We start from the raw sequence: 15217 nt of genomic DNA on the forward strand, positions 1-15217 counted from the left end.
CAGCACGCCTGCCTAATCGCTAGGCTCAGGGGAGCAAAAAAGGCCGTGGAAGGAGGTGCCACCGTGACCGATGCTCATGACGTAGCAGCGGCGGTGCTGGGTGAGCTCGGCTCCATGAACGCCATGAAGCTGGAGAAGCTCGTCTACTACTGCCAGGGGTGGCACCTGGCTCGGCACGGCGCGGCGCTCTACCCGGATCGCATCGAGGCGTGGCGACAAGGCCCGGTGGTGCCGCTCCTCCACCGCCACCACCGACGCCAGCTCACCGTTTCCGAGTGGCCGCACGGCAAGGCTTCCCGGCTGACGCCCGCTCAAGCAGATACGGTGCGTTGGGTGACCACCACGTACGGCAAGTTCTCCGCCAGCGAACTGTCGACCATGACCCACAACGAGCTTCCCTGGCGGGCCGCACGCGGTGCCTTGCCGGAGGCGGCAAGCTCGAACGAGGAGATCGACGTCGAGATGATGCAGGCGTACTACGCCCGCCAGGTCGCGAGCGTCGAAACAGCCGTCGTGCTGGCCACGGCGAACGCCGCCCTCGAAGGCGAGGAGTTCGACGAGGAATGGCAGGATCGACTCCGGGATGTCGCGTCCGGCGTCATCAGCGCCGACGAGCTGATCGCTCAGGAGATTGCCCGGATCAGCGGTGACCGAGCCTGATCCCTACTGCTGGCCGGGCACAGACTGTCTGAAGAACAAGCTCGGCGTCTCGGACCCGGAGCAGCTTCGCACAACCGAGTTCCGGCTGGTGTCGATCCGTGAGATCTCGGCATCCCGCCTGATCATTCCCGGCAACTACGGGCTGGACCACCTCCAGAGCTTCCACCGGTATTTATTTGGCGACGTCTACTCCTGGGCTGGTCAGACCAGCAGTGTCGACATCAGCAAGCCTGGTGCACGCTTCTGCCACTGGCGGTTCATAGACGACCAGGTCAGCTCGATCCTGAGGCGCCTCGATTCGGACGGACACCTGCTCGGCTTGAACCATGCCGCCTTCGTGGAGGCGCTGGCGCACTACTACGGCGAACTGAACGTCTGCCATCCCTTCCGCGAGGGAAACGGGCGTACGATCCGCTCGTTCCTACGGCAGCTCGCTGCGGCAGCAGGCTTCCTGCTCGACTGGTCCGAGCTGGACAGGACCGAGAACATCGAGGCATGCCAGGCGCACCTCAACACCGCCGACCTCAGTCCGCTGGTGGACGTGCTGCGGCCGGTCGTTCGACGCCTGAGCTGACTGGGCCATCTCGATCCGCTACCGCCACGACAGCAAGCGCCGTTGCCAGAAGCTGCCCTTTGACGCCGCCGTGTACACCCGCAACGCCGACGACCTCGCAGGTCTCGAAGACCTCATCACGATCCACACGATCTGACCTGCACCGCCCGCGACCCTTCCTTCGTTTGGCGTGAGCGCTAGATCTCCAGCCGCAGTCCGGCCCACCGGTCGAGCCATCCCTTGGCCTCCACGCGGCGCTGTACCTTCGCGCGGCCCGCTGCATTGTTGAAAGCTGGAGAGGGGCGGATAACCATTCCTACGAGGTCAGCCAGCCCATGGCAGGACACCAGGCGAACAGAGTCACCCCGCAGGGTAACCGCGACGCACGTTGCCGTTTCAGGCCAGCGCGATATCGCGTCCAAGGTGGACGTGTAGGGCTCATCGCCATTGCGCAGATGCATCCGTGCTTGATTACGAATCTCCCACGGCACCCCAGGCAGGGCCACCATGGCTTGGGCTTCGGCGCGTGCGTCCTCGCGTGGGTCCAGCTTCTCCGGGTCGAAGTAGGCGACATCCACGTCGCGCTCCGGCGAGACCGCGATGTTGCTGATCGCGTCCCAGACGCGGTTGCGTACGAAGCCGGCACCGATCCACCAGTCCGGTAATCCAAGGTCGGCCGCAGCCCGAAGCACTTTCATTACTCCCGGATCTGACTCGATTACGCCCACAACGTCCTGCGCGCTCATGACCACCCCAGGGACCCTAGACCAGCGGACGTACGCACCGCTTGCGAGGCGGGGGCTGAGGGCAGAGCGAAGTCATTGGTCACCGGCGGATAAGCCGTCGAGTCGACCCCAAGGCAAGATCGGGTATCCGGATCTGCCGCGATCAGCTCATCTTCCAGGGCTCCGAGCGCTAGACGGGCGGTCAGGAACGGGCACGACGGCGAATGGTGGGCGGCGAAGTCGGAGACCGCTGCCATACTCCCGCGTCATGAGGGTTGACGAGTTCTGGAACGTGGTGGCGAAGGCACGGGAGTCTGCGGTCGACCCCTCGGACGCCGAGAACGTCGCCGAGCAGACACTGCGACTGCTGGCTGCCCTGCCGGTCGACAGGATCGCGGAACTGGCGCAGCCGCTGTGGGATCTGCGTGCGCAGTCGTACGGGTGGGACCTGTGGCAGGCGGCCTATCTGATCAACGGCGGCTGCTCCGACGACGGCTTCGAGTACTTCCGCGGCTGGCTGCTCACACAGGGGCGTGAGATGTTCGAACGCGCTGTGGCAGACCCGGATACGCTCGCCGACCTGCCGGTGGTCCAACGCGTTGCCGTCGACGACGGGTTCGATCTTGAATGCGAATCCATGTATGGCGTCGTATGGGACGCATACGCGGTCGCATCAGGGAGCATGGAGCTGCGCAGTGCGGTCACTGGCAGATACCCGGAGCTCGGCCAGGGCTGGGACTTCGAGGACGACGGCGAGGTCCGTCGGCGTCTGCCGAGGCTCGCCGCGCTCTTCATGGATTAGGCCGTGTCTCGTGGATCTTGAGGGCCGCGAAGGTGTCGACTCTTAAAGTCTCTGATAGACATCGTTAATCTACACATGTAGTTTAAGGCCCATGGAACCGCTCGCCCGTATAGGTAGGGCAACCGTTGACGTCCTGACCGTCCTGCTTGACTCTGAGCAGCCGCGATGGGGGTTGGAGATCATCAAGGCTACCGGGCGGCCGTCCGGCACGGTCTACCCACTGTTAGACCGCCTAGAGAGAGCCGGATGGGTCACATCCTCCTGGGATGACCAGGATCGCAAGGGTGCCCGGCGGCGACTGTACGTACTGACGCGCGACGGGGCGACCGAGGCTCGCCGGATCTGCCAACGCGCCGCTCAGCGGAGCACGCTCCGGAACTCCGCCATTCGGCCGAACCTGGCCCGATGACAGCATCCCGCCGAATGCGCCTCGCTTTGGCCGTCAGCCGGTTTGCCTCGGCCGCGTTGCCAGTCTCCGATGCCCGTTCGCGCTACCGCGAACAGTGGGAGGCCGACATACACGGCGCCGCCGACATAGGGCTGTCTCCGCTGCGGCTCGCTCTCGGCACCGCAGTGGCAGCCCTCCAACTTGCCGCTACCACCAGAAAGGGGACAGCAGTGCTTGCGTCAGGGAACATTGCGCTGGCCATCCGGGCAGCCGGTGCGCCCCGCGTACGTACCGGCCTTGCAGTGACGCAGTTGGGATTCGGCGTTCTATATGCGGTCGTGCTGGTGTTATACGCCGTCAGCCGGATCCGGTTGGGACTCGGCCACTATGAACTCACCCACGAAATGCACGACCCCAAGGACCTCGTGCCTTTCGGTTTCTCCCTGCTAAACCCCTTCACCTGGCTGTTCATGACCTCGCAGCTGTACATAATGCTTCATGGCTGGGTGCTCGGAGCTGTCCTCGCTACAGGGTCACTCGTCCACGCGCTTACCGGCAACGACCGCTGGCGGCGGCTCTCCGTGACCGCGACGGCGGTCAGCGCCGTCGTGCTGGCCATCGCTCTCAGTGGCTTCGGCTGGGACATATTCGTGTGGGTTAGGGATTAGGGCGAGCGAGATCGCGTAGCCATATCTTCATCGTGGCGACGTCAACCGTAGCCTGGTACGAGAACTCTCTCTTGTCGTAGCGGGTGGCCACGGCTCGGAACTGTGTGATCTTGTTGATCGCCCGCTCGACGACGTTGCGCTGTTTGTACAGCTCACGGTCGAAGGCGGGCGGGCGCCCCCCGGCTGCCCTTGGCCGCCCGAGCGGCGACCTTACTTTGCCGGCGTTAGCAAAATTCGGTGAGTCCACTCCAGTAGACGGGTCACACGGAACGGGCCGGTCCAGCCGACCGGCGGGGCGTTGTCCTCATACTCGACCGCCGACCAGCAGTCGTCGAACATGACTGTGTACTCGCGGTTGCCTGGAAAAACGTTCGTGACGGTTCCCACGACAACTTCGCCCTCGGAGTACCGTCTGGTGATCGCGGCCCATTCCTCACCGGACCAGCGTAAAAGACGGGCCCCACGACCTCGCATCCCGGCGTCCAACGGAAACAGCCGCACCTGGCCGGGCCGGTGTTGCCCCACCTCGAAGAGCCCAGCCTTGCCGACCGGAGGCCAGTCGGTCGGGTCATCCGGCAGGTGTAGGACGTCGACCCATCCTCGCGGCGGCTGGCCAAGGTCTACCAGAACCCCTGCCCTTCCCGCGCCCATCGGGACGGCACTCACGGTGCCTCGCACGCGGTCGCCCACCGGGAAGGCGAGCCGTGCCGCGAACAGCTCGTCAGCGCTCGTAGTCAACCGACAGTCCTCCCTTCACAGCGCGTGATCCATCACCTGCATTACGAGTCCCTTGCCGGTCGTGCAGATGAACTCATCTGCCGCACGTCCCCGACAGCCACAACGGCAAGCGCCGTTGCCAGAAGCTGCTCCCGGTCCACCTGAGCGGGGTCGACCAGCACGTTGACGGCGACGCCAGGCTCGGCCAACCAGAACGCCTGCGAAGCGTCATGAAGCCCCGTGGTCTCACCACGAGGGAATTCGGTCAACGGCCAGTCGTCAGGGTCGCGCTCGTGATACTCGGCGAGAAAGTCGCGCAGCGCGGCGAGGTCGGTCAGCCGCTCGCCCCGCAGGACGTGGACGCGCAGGTCGACCCGGTAGCCGTCGTCGGTCTGCCGCTCCCAGACCCGGGTGGCGAACCGGACGTCGTCCCATTCGCTGGCGAAGTCGGAGACCTCGGCGCCGATGTCACCCGGCACCTGCCGGATGTGGAACCCGTCCAGCACCCCACCGTCACGCGTCACCGGCTCGGGCACCCCGGTCATCCCGCCGCCTCGATCGCCGCCTCCACCTTGTCCAGGTAGTTGAACCACCACTCCCCCTCATCCGGCTGGGAGGCAGCGGCCAGCAGGTTCGCCGTGACCACAAACGGAACGGCGGCCGACGCCGAACCACTCCCAGCTACCACCGGGCTTCCGGTCGAAATCGCTTGCAGCAGGGAATCGACCTCGGCAGCTCGGACCCCGCTCCACCGTTCCTGCTCCGCGATCGTGCGGGAGATCTCCGTGACCTGGTCGGCCGAAGGCATCCCCTCATGAACCTCGAAGAGCACGGCAGCCGCTACCGCGAGGCTGAGTTCCACAGCTTTCGTCACGGTCGCCTCGTCCCCGAGCGACGCCGTTGCCGCAGCAAGGCGGTCGGTATCCTTGTGGACCGCCGCATCCAGGACAGATCTGACCAGCCCCTCGACACGGTCATCGATCTTCATCGACACTACTCCGATCTCTCCGCTTCGCTTGCCATGCCTTGTACGAGCCGACAGATGTGGCGGCAGCCAGGACAGTGCCGGCGAACGCCTTCACCACAGGCGGCAGGAACTCTTGAAACGTCGCATATGCCGCCGCCGTTGCTGATGTCCACCAGGCGATCGACTCGCTGGAGAGGCGTTCGCGTGGGCGAGCAGGAGGAGCGGCCTGCCCGCGAGCACCGGCGTCAAGCCTTCGGGGAATCGCCGGCCGAATCACGGGTCTCGCGACAACGGGTGGCTGACTAGTACCGCCGCCACCACCCGACCTCAATTTCCCAGTGCGTGCACCTTGGCGATCGTCTCCTGCACCTGCTGCTTGGCCGGCTCGCTGCCCTGGGCCGCCCTCATCAGTGCTTCCCGATACGAATCGATCATGCCGATCAGTGGCCCGGCGCCGATGCCCTGCAACGCGCCCGCGACAAGTTGTCGGGCCTCGGCCGCATCCTGGGCTGCCGCCGCCGTCTTTGCCTTCGCCTCGTCCAGCTTCTGCGACGCCGCCGCCAACCTGGCGATCATCTCCGCTGCGCTCACACGCCCTCCCCCGGTTCCTGACGAGCCGCGCCCCGCACGAGCGACGACCACAGAGGAGAGTACGAGATCAACGCACCGAGCGCGACCGTGTGATCACCTGAAGACATCACCGATGGTTCGATCTTGGCGATACGTTGCCCCACTAAGGGCCGAAAATTGCCAAGATCTACGGGAAGTTCCGACGATGCGACCCGGATCGCCAAGCGGCGGCAGTGCGGCACCACACGTTCGGACGTCACTCGTCTACGACGAAGACGCCCACCCCGGGAACACCGACGACCAGCCCTTCGGCCTTCAGCGTCAGCATCGCGTTGCGCACCACGATCGCGGACACGCCGTGGATCTGGCAGAGCTCCGACGTGGACGGCAACTTCTCGCCTGGCGGCAACTCGCCTGATGCGATCTGGTTGCGAATGTGCTCGGCAAGCAAAACCCACTTGGGGCTCGGTGGCATAGCGATACTCCCTGGTCAGCACCGCCATTCGACCACCCCTCACCTTGCTATCGCAAGTGATTGCTTGACTGCGATAGCTTGGTATCGTAGGTTCGACATCAGCCGAGCCCCTGGTCAGCACCCACGGGACCCGGTTCTTCCCCACCGCACAGAGCGCCCGGCCGGTCGATCCCCCCGGCCGGCCGGGCGTGCCGTGGTCGCCCGCACGCGGCCCCGGCTGGATTCCGCACCGCCAGCGACGGACGGGAGACGCCCACGTGCCCCACCCACCACACTTGCCACCCGGCGAACACACACCACCCACCAGCGGCACGGAATTCGCGTCGGCGCAGGACGTCGAGGACGCCGACGACGTGCTGTTCGCCCACCCGCCCCGGCCCGTGACGCGCTGGATGTGCGGGTGCGGCGAACCGTACCCGTGCCCGGAGGTGAGCTTCGCCCGCCTGGTGAAGCACGCCAGGGTCATCACTCCGTGAACGCCGACGAGCTGCGCCACCACGTACTGCTCGAGCTGGCCGAGGCGCGGCGGACGGTCGTCGAGCACGACACGGAGGCGTACACCGGGATCTGCCGCAGGTGCGGACGGCCCGGCCCCTGCGACGCGCAGCGCGCCGCGCGGGCCCGACTTTACGACCGGCGCGACGCCCCGCCGCCGATCCGCCCGGCGTCGCCCGACCTGCCGACGCCCCGAGGCCCGGCGGTGCCGCCGGAGCTGCCGGGGCACGCGGGTGCCGTCGACGGGCTTCGGGACGCCTGGCTGGCGACCATCGCGGCGGCCGACCGGGCCGGCGGGCTGCTGCACGGCGCGGGACCGCCCGGCCGGCGGCTGCCCTGGCAGGATGCCGTCACCGAATGCTGGCGGGCGCTGAGCCTCGTGCACGCCGGCCTCGGCGTGGCCCGGGCCGGTGCCGGCAGCGCCGGTGACCTGCTCGCCGGGCTGCGGGCGGCCCGCGCCGACGCGGACCGGGCCGCCGCCGAGGCCGCCAGGACCCGATGGTGGCTGGCGGCGGCCGAGGACCGGATCCGCCGCCGCCCCGAGCCTTCCGGCCCCACCTTCGGGGGCGCCCTGCCGCAGCGGCCCGGCGCGGCGCGCGACCCGGGCGACCTGGCCGCGGCGGGCCGGTTCCGGGCGGCCGTGGCCCGGCTCGACCTGGTGGCCGCGCGGCTGGCGCTGGGTGGCCGGGCCATCGACCGGTGGGCCGCAGCGCTGGCCGGCGCACCGGAACCGGCAGCCACGCTGCCGCCCCGGCTGGTCGCCCCGGCGCAGGCGAAGACATCAGCGACCGCACATGCGACAGCCCAGGGGGCACGGGCCGCCGCCGCGCTGGTCGCCGCCAGCGTCCGGCGGCGCGACCGGCAAGCCAGAGCGGGGCTGCCGCGCAGCCGACAGAACCGAGGAAGGTGGAACCGCCCATGACCGACGACCCGACGACCGCCCTGCGGAACCTGCTCGACGGGCGGCTCGGCCGGCACGACCGCCGGTTGCGCCGCTTCACCGAGCCGCAGTGGCTGCGGTACGCCGACCTGCTCGCCGGGGCGCTGCTGGTGGCCGCGCGCCGCCGGTTCGTCGCCGGGCAGGACCGCGCGCCGCTGATCAGGTTCGTCGCGGCGGCCCGGGAACGCTACGACCTGACCGGCATGGACGTCGACCCGACGCTGGCGGAGACGCTGCTCGGCGCGGCCCTGGGCGAGCAGCGTCTCCGCACGGCACCGCCCCGGCCGTGACCGCCGGCACGGTGCTGCTCCTGGCGCTGCTGGAGGACGAGGGGCTCACCCCCACCGAGCTGGACGCCTTCCTGACCGCCACCGAAACCGCCGCCCGGCGCGACAGCGCGGCGTCAGCGCAGGGCGCGGAACATCAGCAGGTAGCCGCAGTAGGCCAGCGGGACGGCCAGGAAGCAGACCAGGATGCCCAGCAGGGGGTAGCGCGGCGGCGTGCCGACGACCACGGCGGGCGTGCCCCAGCGACCGAGGATGAGCCACCCGGCGATCAGCGACACGGCGGGCAACCCGGCGCACATCCACGTGTAGAGCGTGCCGAGGCCGAGCGCCCCGACGCCGGAGGCGAGCACCATGACCAGCATCAGCAGCACGCCGACGCCGGCACAGCCGAGATAGACGGCGAGCGCCCGGGCCATCGGTGACCAGCTCGGCAGCAGCGCCGGGCGCTGGGCCAGCAGCTCGACCTGCTGGCCAAGCCGGTCGGCCTCGTCGGCCCAGCGCCGCGCCGACTCCAGCTCCGCCGTCGGGTCCAGCTCCCCGGCGCGCGGCGTGGGCACCGCGCCCGGCACCGCCAGCGCCGTCTCCCCCGGGCTCCCCTGGGCGTACGCCCCGACCCCCGGCCGCCCCGGCACGGCGGCTGCGCCGCCGAGCGGTCCCGTCCCCGGTGGCGGCAACCCGTGGGGCTGCCCGGCCGACGGCCCCCCGACGGCCGACGGGCCGCCCGACCTGGGCGCAGTCGCCACCGGCCCGCCCGACGTCGGCGCAGCCGGAACCGGTCCGCCCGACGTCGGCGCAGCCGGAACCGGTCCGCCCGGTGGGGTGCCGGGGGCGGGCTGGCCGGGGGGCTGGGGTGGACTGCCGATCGTGTGGCCGAGCTGGTCGAGGCGCTGCCCCTGCGCGGTGAGCCGGCGGTCGAGGTAGTCGACGGCGGCGTGCAGGTCCCGCTGGCGGGCCGACTCAACAGCGGCGCCCTCCTCGCCGGCCCGCCGCTGGGCGGCGAGATGGCGGGCCAGCGCCGCGTAGTCCTCGAAGGTGGACACTCAGCTCTCCCCGTCCGGCGGGTGCCCGTCGCGGGTGAACGGCACGATGAGGCGTACCCGCTGGTCGTGCCGGTCGACCAGCAGCGCCCGGTCGGCGCGCGGCTCGTAGGCCAGATCGTGCACGCCCAGGTGCAGCCCCAACTCGGCGCCGGTCACGTTCAGCGCGACCAGGCAGGCCACGTCGTCCCGGTTCTGGGTGCCACCGAGGTCGTCGGCGAGCCGGCGCAGGCCGCGCCACCAGCCCAGCAGGTGCACGCCCCGCCCCGGCCCCTGACGCAGCAGGGCACGCAGGTCCTCCTGGGCGGAACGGAACGTCACCGGATCAGCGGCGGCGAGCACGGCGGAGGCGGCATCCATTCCGAACACGACCAGGTAGGTGCGGGCCGCCCCCGCACCGGTGGATCCCGCCACGCCGGCCGTCGCGTCCGGGCTGGGCGGCGTGACCGGGCTGGCCGTTGTGTCCGGGCCGGGCGCCGCGTGCGGGGCGGGGGTCGGCGCGGCCAGCGCCACGATCCGGTCGCGCAGGGCGTGCGCGTCGAGGCGTTCCACGGTGTGCCCGGCGGCCACGAGCACGGCGACGGTGTCGTCGACGGCCGGGTCGGCGGCGGCCACGAGGGGCGCGAGCAGGAACCGCGCCTCGCCGGGGCCGTGCTGGCGGGCGAGGCTGAGAGTGGCCGCGCGCAGCACCTCGGCGGCGGTGACGGCGGTGCCCACGACGGCCAGGTGCCGGCCGGGGCTGGTGTCCATCATGAACAGCGCGGACGTGCCGTCCATGTCGACGGTACGGCCGACCAGCGCCAGGGGACGCCGGCCGCCTGGGCGCAGACCGGCGAACGTGGTGTCGTCCTCGACGCGGGCCCCCTCGTATCCCCGGAACACCGACGGCGGGCGGGCACCCGCCGGGCGGGCCTGCCACAGCTCGTGGCGCAGCCGGGCCAGCACGCCGGATTCGGCATGCGCATCGGGGAAACGGACGACCGTGTCGGCGCCGGCGGCCCCGGCAGCCGTGTTGAGCACGGCCGTGCCGACGCTCAGGGTGGCGGCGGAAGGGTTGTCGCGGTCGAGCACGCCGCCGCCACCAGGCAGCGCCACCCGCAGGGCGAACTGCCCGAAGACGGCCTCGGCCCGCCCGTAGAGGGCCTCGATACCGGTCGTGCTCTGGCTGGCCAGCACCAGGTGCACCCCGTAGGAGCGGCCCTTGCGGGCCAACTCCTCCAACAGGTCCACCGACTCGCGGGCGAGGGCGTCCCGGCCGGCCAGCAGCACCTGGAACTCGTCGACCACCGCCACGACCCGGGGCGCCGCGACGTCGGCGGGCAGGTCGGCGAGCTTCGTTACGCCGTGCCGCTTGAGCAGGGTGGCTCGGCGGTTCAGCTCACGGCGCAGCTCGCGCAGCACGGCGACGCCGTACTCGCGGTCGCTCTCGATCCCCACCGTGCGGGCGTGCGGCAGCCAGGCCGGATCGCGCTCGGTCGGCACGAACTCGGTGAAGCTCACGCCCTCCTTGAAATCGAGCAGGTAGAGCTGAAGCTCGGCCGGGGAGTAGCGGGCGGCCAGCCCGTAGAGGACGTCGAGCAGGAAGACCGTCTTGCCGCCGCCGGTGCGCCCGCCGACGAGCCAGTGCGGGGTGGCGTCGTCGAAGGCGACCACGACGGCTTCCCGGCCGGCGCGCCCGACCACGGTACGCAGGCCGACTCGGCCGGACTCCGTCCACCGGTGCGGGGGCAGCAGCTCGGCGAAGCCCACGGCGGCCTGGCGGCGGACGGCGGCGTCGAGGTGCCCCGCGAGGGCCGACACGGCCGCCGGCGGCGGATCGCCGTCGAGCAGCACCGGCACGGCCAGCCCGGTGCCGTCGGCGCTGAACGCCGCGCCGGGCGGGTCGCCGACGTGGGCGTACCCGTCGGGGGTCAGGCGCAGCGCGGTGGTGGTGCCCAGCGGCGGCGGTGGGGTGGCCGACGGCCCGGACGGCCAGCCGCCGACCAGGACACAGACGGCGGCGGCCGGGCCGGCGTGGGTGAGCGCGGCGAGCCGGGCGGCCTCGCGGGGCGACGGGGCGGACGCGGCCACCACCAGCAACAGCTCCTGGTCGTCGCGGTCGCCGTTGCGGGCGGCGCGGGCGTGCCGCTCCGCGTCGTCGAGCAGCGCGGCCACCTCCGCCTCGGTGGTGGCGGGCGGGTCGAGCACCCCGGCGTCGACCAGCGGGCGCAGCGGTCCGAAGGTGGCCCCGAGGGCGGCGGCGTCGAGCCCGGCGACCCGCAGCCCGCCGGGCGGCGCGGTGGCCAGCATCCGCAGGACGACGGCCCGCAGCAGCGCGGCGGTACGCGGGTCACGGGCGTCGACGTCGACGGACAGGTGGTGGCCGCCGCCGAGGGGCACCAGCACGGGGAATCCGCCGCCAGCGGTGATCGCCTCACCGAGGCGGACCGGCCGGGGCGTACCGGTCAGCGGGGTGCCCGGGGCGGGAGCGGCGAGGGCGCCGCCGACGCGGGCCAGCCGGGCGACCAGGTCGGGGTCGGCCTCCGGTGGGGCGGGCGGTGGCGCGGCACGCCACGCGGCGCGGGCGTTTTCGAGGTGGACGCGGGCGGCCCGGTGGGCGGCGACCGCCTGCCCGTACGCCGACGCGAGCCTGCCCACTTCTCGCTCCCGTCGCCGTCGCCCCACCTGATCCACAAAGACCCTAACGGACACCGACGACACCGGACAGTGACGAACCCGGGCGCGGCGGCTGAGGTGTGAGGAAGGTGCCCTTCCTCTCGCTTGTGCGACAGGAAGGGCACGTTCCTCACACCTGCGGTGGGCGGTGGGTCAGCCGGTGACGGCGTTGAGGGCCGGCAGGTAGCCGTACCGGTAGCCGTCGGCGTCGGGGTGGTACGCCTCGATGACGCCGCTGACGTCGCGGATCCACGGGTCGGCCGCGCAGACCCCGTGCCCGGCGAAGTAGGGGCGGGTGTCGGCGAACGTGGCGCCGGCCGCGGCGGCCCGGCCGGAGATGACGGTGGCGAGCACGTCGGCGGCCTCGTTGAGGATGGTCCGCTTGTAGGTGCTCATCGCCAGCAGCCCGCAGGAGCCGGTCTCGAACAGCCGCGGGTAGCCGAGCACGATCAGCCGCGCGTTCGGGGCCCGGTTCCGGATCGCCGCGTACGTGGCGTCCAGCCGGCCCGGCAGCGTGGTGGTGGCGAACGCCTTCGACTCGTTGACGGCGTTGGTGCAGCTCGACGTGCTGCCGAAGCGGCAGCTGGTGATCACGTCGGCGAAGCCGGCGTCGTTGCCGCCGATGGTGATGGTGACCAGGGTGGTGCTGGCGCTCAGGGAGCCGACCTGGTTGTTGATGACGTCGGAGGTGACGGCGCCGCCGCAGGCGGGGAACGTGAAGCTGGTGACCGCGTTGGCGGCGGCCCACAGCGGGGCGTACGACTTCTGGCTGCGCAGGCAGGTGGACAGGTCGTACGGGCCGGCGCCGACGCCGGAGGAGTAGGAGTCGCCGAGGGCCACGTAGTTGACGGCTGCGGCGGCCTGGGCGGTGCCGGGGGCGAGCAGCGCGCCGAGGGCGGCGGTGGACAGGGCGACCAGCGCGGCGAGGGCACGGGCCAGCGGACGGTGGGGCATGAGGGGGACCTCCACGGGACAGGGGGTGGTGGGCCCGGTGACCGCGCGCGTGGCCAGGGACGGGGGCTTGTTACCAGGCGGTAATGCTATCGAAACATTCAGATCAATGGAATGGGTCGGATCGGGGCGACGGGACCAACATGTTCACGATCGTCGATTAGGTTGGCCGGTGCGTACACCCCGACGGAGGGAGTCCACCCCGTGCGACGCGCTCTCACGGCGGCCATCGCCGCCCTGACCGTCACCACCGCCGGCGGCCTGGTCGCCGGCACCCCCGGCCAGGCCGCCCCACCGGCCCTGGGCCGGCCCGTCCCCGCCGCCGCACCGCAACCCGGCGGCCCGGGACTGGGCGACAGCTACTTCCCCGACTACGGAAACGGCGGCTACGACGTCCAGCACTACGACGTCCGGCTGCGCTACGACCCGGCCACCGACCTGCTCACCGGCACCACCACCATCCTGGCCCGGGCCACCGAGGACCTGTCCCGGTTCAACCTGGACTTCCTGCTCGACGTCGAGTCGGTGCGCGTCGACGGCTGGCAGGCCACGGCCACCCGCGAGGGCGTGCACGAGCTGGCGATCACCCCGCGCCGCGCGATCACGGCCGGCAAGCAGCTCACCATCGTGGTGCGCTACTCGGGCGTGCCGTCGGAGACGCTGGTCGGCGGCTACACCGGCTGGACCCGCACCGCCGACGGGGCGATGGTGGTCAACGAGCCGGAGTCGGCCTGGTGGTGGTTCCCCAGCAACGACCACCCGCTGGACAAGGCCACCTTCGACGTCTCCGTCTCGGTGCCGACCGGCGTCGAGGTGATCAGCAACGGCGTCCAGCCCCGCCCGCCACTGGCCGAGGCGGGCAACCGCACCCGGTGGAGCTGGCGGACCACCTCACCCACCGCCACCTACCTGTCCTTCCTCGCCATCGGCCAGTACGACATCGTCACCGACACGGCGCCCAACGGGCAGCCGGTGGTGAATGCCTACAGCGCCGGCCTCGGCGAGCTGGGGCCGGCCGCGCGGGCCAGCATCGAGCGCACGGCCGAGGTCGTCGAGTGGTGCAGCGGAATCTTCGGGCCGTACCCCTTCGAGGCGCAGGGCGGCGTGGCCGGGCCCGTCGACGGCATCGGCTTCGCCCTGGAGACGCAGACCCGCCCGGTGTACGGGCCGGGCTTCTGGCGCCGGGGCGCCAACACCTACGTGGTGGTGCACGAGCAGGCCCACCAGTGGTTCGGCAACTCGGTCTCGCTGGCCGACTGGAGCGACATCTGGCTCAACGAGGGCTTCGCCTCGTACGCGGAGTGGCTCTGGTCGGAGGAGCAGGGCGAGGGCACCGCGCAGGAGCTGTTCGACTTCACGTACGCCAGCTACCCGGCCGACGACGAGTTCTGGCAGGTGCCGCCGGGCGCGCCCGGGCCGGGCAGGATCTTCGACGCCGCCGTCTACGACCGGGGCGCGATGACCGTGCACCAGCTGCGGCTGGCCATCGGCGACGAGGCGTTCTTCGCACTCCTGCCGGCCTGGACGGCCGCGCACCGGCACGGCAACGCCACCACCGCCCAGTTCCAGGCCCTGGCCGAACGGATCTCCGGTCTGGACCTGGACGACTTCTTCACCACCTGGCTGCTCACCCCCGGTCGGCCGGACGTGCCCGGCGCGGCCCGCAAGGCCGGCCCGCCCGCCGAGCCGAAGTCCTGGACCAAGCTCCGCGAGTCGCACCAGCTCCTGACCCGCTGAGCGCTGCGGGTGTCCGCCCGTCTCATGGGGCGGGCACCCGCACCGGCCCGTGGGCGGGTATCCGCACCGGCCCGTGGGCGGATACCCGCACCGGCCTGTGGCCTACGGCGCTACGGGTGCAGGCGGGCGGCTGCGGCCGACGTGTCGTGCCATCCGCACTCCGACGGCCGTCTTCCGCACGGCTCACGCCCTTCGCGCGGCGCACGCCCTTTGCGCGGCTCACGCCCTTTGCGCGGCGCGGCACGCCGCAGCGCCAGAACCACCTCGGTCTCCCTCCCTCTTGCGGGGTTTCGGCACTCGTTCACACGCCAGAGGCGGACCTCGCACGCGCTGGATGGGAAGCCTGCGTCGACGCTTTCGAGCTGATGTCGTAGACGATTCACCCGCCCGGGCGCCGGCCGATCCCCGCGCCCGTCACCGCAACCGGGACCGGGACCAGGACCGGGACCGGGACCAGGACCGAAACCAGGACCAGGACCGAAACCGGGACCGAAACCAGGACCAGGACCGGGACCGGGACCAGGACCGGGACCAGGACCAGGACCGGGACCGGGACCGGGACCGGGACCGGGACCGGGACCGGGACCAGG

Annotated in this window: 17 protein-coding genes; 9 read left to right on the forward strand and 8 right to left on the reverse strand. The window is 71.2% G+C overall.

The genetic code is table 11. The annotated features are described in order from the left end of the window. The first annotated feature begins 63 nt into the window (after window positions 1–63). Together ACPXCB_RS09635 and ACPXCB_RS09640 are read left to right on the forward strand one after the other, a co-directional pair. Window positions 64–660 carry a type II toxin-antitoxin system antitoxin SocA domain-containing protein gene (locus ACPXCB_RS09635; RefSeq protein ID WP_425874120.1) on the forward strand — a complete coding sequence of 199 codons (597 nt, stop codon included), beginning with the start codon at window positions 64–66 and terminating at the stop codon, window positions 658–660. Continuing rightward, window positions 647–1234: a Fic/DOC family protein gene (locus ACPXCB_RS09640; protein ID WP_425874122.1), complete on the forward strand. Its 588-nt coding sequence runs from the start codon at window positions 647–649 to the stop codon at window positions 1232–1234. Before ACPXCB_RS09635 ends, ACPXCB_RS09640 begins: the two co-directional genes overlap by 14 nt. A gap of 176 nt (window positions 1235–1410) precedes the next feature. On the opposite strand, the gene ACPXCB_RS09645 is transcribed toward ACPXCB_RS09640, so the two are convergent. Continuing rightward, window positions 1411–1959: a nucleotidyltransferase family protein gene (locus ACPXCB_RS09645; protein WP_425874124.1), complete on the reverse strand. Its 549-nt coding sequence runs from the start codon at window positions 1957–1959 to the stop codon at window positions 1411–1413. Window positions 1960–2206: 247 nt separating this feature from the next. Between ACPXCB_RS09645 and ACPXCB_RS09650 the strand changes: the two genes are divergently transcribed. From ACPXCB_RS09650 to ACPXCB_RS09660, 3 genes are all read left to right on the forward strand, one after another. Continuing rightward, window positions 2207–2740 (forward strand): DUF4240 domain-containing protein, encoded by a 534-nt coding sequence (locus ACPXCB_RS09650; RefSeq protein ID WP_425874126.1) that lies wholly within the window; start codon window positions 2207–2209, stop codon window positions 2738–2740. Window positions 2741–2831: 91 nt separating this feature from the next. Beyond that, the gene (locus tag ACPXCB_RS09655; RefSeq protein ID WP_393164761.1) at window positions 2832–3149 is read left to right on the forward strand and encodes a PadR family transcriptional regulator; all 318 of its coding nucleotides are present in this window, start codon (window positions 2832–2834) and stop codon (window positions 3147–3149) included. Continuing rightward, window positions 3146–3796: a hypothetical protein gene (locus tag ACPXCB_RS09660; RefSeq protein ID WP_425874128.1), complete on the forward strand. Its 651-nt coding sequence runs from the start codon at window positions 3146–3148 to the stop codon at window positions 3794–3796. The genes ACPXCB_RS09655 and ACPXCB_RS09660 overlap by 4 nt, the downstream gene beginning before the upstream one ends. Window positions 3797–4575: 779 nt before the next feature. Here ACPXCB_RS09660 and ACPXCB_RS09665 read toward each other — a convergent pair. From ACPXCB_RS09665 to ACPXCB_RS09680, 4 genes are all read right to left on the reverse strand, one after another. Beyond that, window positions 4576–5058 (reverse strand): hypothetical protein, encoded by a 483-nt coding sequence (locus ACPXCB_RS09665; protein WP_425874130.1) that lies wholly within the window; start codon window positions 5056–5058, stop codon window positions 4576–4578. Beyond that, on the reverse strand, window positions 5055–5501 hold the full coding sequence (locus tag ACPXCB_RS09670) for a hypothetical protein (protein WP_425874132.1): 447 nt from the start codon (window positions 5499–5501) through the stop codon (window positions 5055–5057). Before ACPXCB_RS09670 ends, ACPXCB_RS09665 begins: the two co-directional genes overlap by 4 nt. A gap of 306 nt (window positions 5502–5807) precedes the next feature. Beyond that, window positions 5808–6071: a DUF6244 family protein gene (locus ACPXCB_RS09675; protein ID WP_091076450.1), complete on the reverse strand. Its 264-nt coding sequence runs from the start codon at window positions 6069–6071 to the stop codon at window positions 5808–5810. A gap of 235 nt (window positions 6072–6306) precedes the next feature. Beyond that, window positions 6307–6525 carry a winged helix-turn-helix domain-containing protein gene (locus tag ACPXCB_RS09680; RefSeq protein ID WP_311413617.1) on the reverse strand — a complete coding sequence of 73 codons (219 nt, stop codon included), beginning with the start codon at window positions 6523–6525 and terminating at the stop codon, window positions 6307–6309. Between the two features lie 472 nt (window positions 6526–6997). On the opposite strand from ACPXCB_RS09680, the gene ACPXCB_RS09685 reads away from it, so the two are divergent. Both ACPXCB_RS09685 and ACPXCB_RS09690 read left to right on the forward strand, forming a co-directional pair. After that, window positions 6998–7942, forward strand: a complete 945-nt coding sequence (locus ACPXCB_RS09685; protein WP_425874135.1) for a hypothetical protein — start codon at window positions 6998–7000, stop codon at window positions 7940–7942. After that, on the forward strand, window positions 7939–8250 hold the full coding sequence (locus tag ACPXCB_RS09690) for a hypothetical protein (protein WP_425874137.1): 312 nt from the start codon (window positions 7939–7941) through the stop codon (window positions 8248–8250). The genes ACPXCB_RS09685 and ACPXCB_RS09690 overlap by 4 nt, the downstream gene beginning before the upstream one ends. A 113-nt stretch (window positions 8251–8363) precedes the next feature. On the opposite strand, the gene ACPXCB_RS09695 is transcribed toward ACPXCB_RS09690, so the two are convergent. The 3 genes from ACPXCB_RS09695 to ACPXCB_RS09705 all read right to left on the reverse strand — a co-directional run bounded on the left by ACPXCB_RS09695 (window position 8364) and on the right by ACPXCB_RS09705 (window position 12893). Then, on the reverse strand, window positions 8364–9287 hold the full coding sequence (locus ACPXCB_RS09695; RefSeq protein ID WP_425874138.1) for a hypothetical protein: 924 nt from the start codon (window positions 9285–9287) through the stop codon (window positions 8364–8366). Further along, window positions 9288–11921, reverse strand: coding sequence for an FtsK/SpoIIIE domain-containing protein (locus ACPXCB_RS09700; protein ID WP_425874140.1), 2634 nt, complete (start codon window positions 11919–11921; stop codon window positions 9288–9290). Window positions 11922–12092: 171 nt separating this feature from the next. Beyond that, the gene (locus ACPXCB_RS09705) at window positions 12093–12893 is read right to left on the reverse strand and encodes an SGNH/GDSL hydrolase family protein (protein WP_425874142.1); all 801 of its coding nucleotides are present in this window, start codon (window positions 12891–12893) and stop codon (window positions 12093–12095) included. 201 nt (window positions 12894–13094) lie between these two features. On the opposite strand from ACPXCB_RS09705, the gene ACPXCB_RS09710 reads away from it, so the two are divergent. Next, window positions 13095–14627 carry a M1 family metallopeptidase gene (locus ACPXCB_RS09710; RefSeq protein WP_425874144.1) on the forward strand — a complete coding sequence of 511 codons (1533 nt, stop codon included), beginning with the start codon at window positions 13095–13097 and terminating at the stop codon, window positions 14625–14627. A 334-nt stretch (window positions 14628–14961) separates the two neighbouring features. Then, window positions 14962–15217 (forward strand): hypothetical protein (locus tag ACPXCB_RS09715; protein WP_425874146.1); only part of this gene is annotated, 256 nt, incomplete at its 3' end.

Origin of the sequence: Micromonospora sp. DT62 (assembly GCF_049847285.1) — a bacterium.
GTDB classification, from domain to species: domain Bacteria; phylum Actinomycetota; class Actinomycetes; order Mycobacteriales; family Micromonosporaceae; genus Micromonospora; species Micromonospora reichwaldensis.

Excerpts from the sequence above, each read along its gene's own strand:
- ACPXCB_RS09650 (WP_425874126.1), top strand. The coding sequence starts at position 2,207 with ATGAGGGTTGACGAGTTCTGGAACGTGGTGGCGAAGGCACGGGAGTCT.
- ACPXCB_RS09660 (WP_425874128.1), top strand. The coding sequence starts at position 3,146 with ATGACAGCATCCCGCCGAATGCGCCTCGCTTTGGCCGTCAGCCGGTTT.
- ACPXCB_RS09690 (WP_425874137.1), top strand. The coding sequence starts at position 7,939 with ATGACCGACGACCCGACGACCGCCCTGCGGAACCTGCTCGACGGGCGG.
- ACPXCB_RS09655 (WP_393164761.1), top strand. The coding sequence starts at position 2,832 with ATGGAACCGCTCGCCCGTATAGGTAGGGCAACCGTTGACGTCCTGACC.
- ACPXCB_RS09645 (WP_425874124.1), bottom strand. The coding sequence starts at position 1,959 with ATGAGCGCGCAGGACGTTGTGGGCGTAATCGAGTCAGATCCGGGAGTA.
- ACPXCB_RS09665 (WP_425874130.1), bottom strand. The coding sequence starts at position 5,058 with ATGACCGGGGTGCCCGAGCCGGTGACGCGTGACGGTGGGGTGCTGGAC.
- ACPXCB_RS09670 (WP_425874132.1), bottom strand. The coding sequence starts at position 5,501 with ATGAAGATCGATGACCGTGTCGAGGGGCTGGTCAGATCTGTCCTGGAT.
- ACPXCB_RS09680 (WP_311413617.1), bottom strand. The coding sequence starts at position 6,525 with ATGCCACCGAGCCCCAAGTGGGTTTTGCTTGCCGAGCACATTCGCAAC.
- ACPXCB_RS09705 (WP_425874142.1), bottom strand. The coding sequence starts at position 12,893 with ATGCCCCACCGTCCGCTGGCCCGTGCCCTCGCCGCGCTGGTCGCCCTG.